The organism is Bartonella sp. AA89HNZF (assembly GCF_042196905.1).
In the GTDB taxonomy this organism is placed as follows: Bacteria; Pseudomonadota; Alphaproteobacteria; order Rhizobiales; family Rhizobiaceae; genus Bartonella.
On the sequence record NZ_JBHIRD010000129.1, the window covers coordinates 1 to 600 of the forward strand.

Genomic DNA, 600 nt, shown 5'->3' on the forward strand with positions numbered 1-600 from the left:
TATTGTACATTCCGCTGCTATAGCCCGCGTAACGCTCTTTCGCCCAATTTAATTGATTTCTATTATCAATGATAAAAGCAGCTCCAACGCTTAAAAGACCACTTGTCGTATCTGCTTGAACAAAAGCCTCACTCATAAGATTAATCTGTCTGCCCGTATCCCCTACAATTTGTGAAGCAATGACAGCTTCCATAGGAGGACCAGCAAAAAAACCAAATCTATTGTCTTGTGTAAACGCTCCCAACATTGGCGCACCATTTTGCCACATTTTACTATCAAGAGAAGCGCGTAAATCTCTCAAGCATTCTTGTACTTCGTCTAAACCTTCTAATGTGTAACCCGCCGCAAAGAGAGGAAATAAGTGAAGTCTCTGTCCTTTAATGACACTCCATATTTGCAAAAGCCAATCATAAACATAGATATTCATCCCCATCATATCGTCATTTATAGAAAAATAAACGCGTGAATAGACCGGATCAATACAGGCTTTTATTTCATCAATGGCAAAGTTATTGTAAAGTGTGAAGATGGTTTTATCGACTTTGCCAAAGCCAATAGGAAGCATTTCACCAGCACTGTTGATTTGATAAAAACCATCAT

At 38.8% G+C, this 600-nt stretch carries 1 pseudogene; it reads right to left on the reverse strand.

The features are described from left to right. Nucleotides 1-600 (reverse strand): annotated as a pseudogene (locus tag ACFIN0_RS10105) (hypothetical protein); the annotation flags it as partial.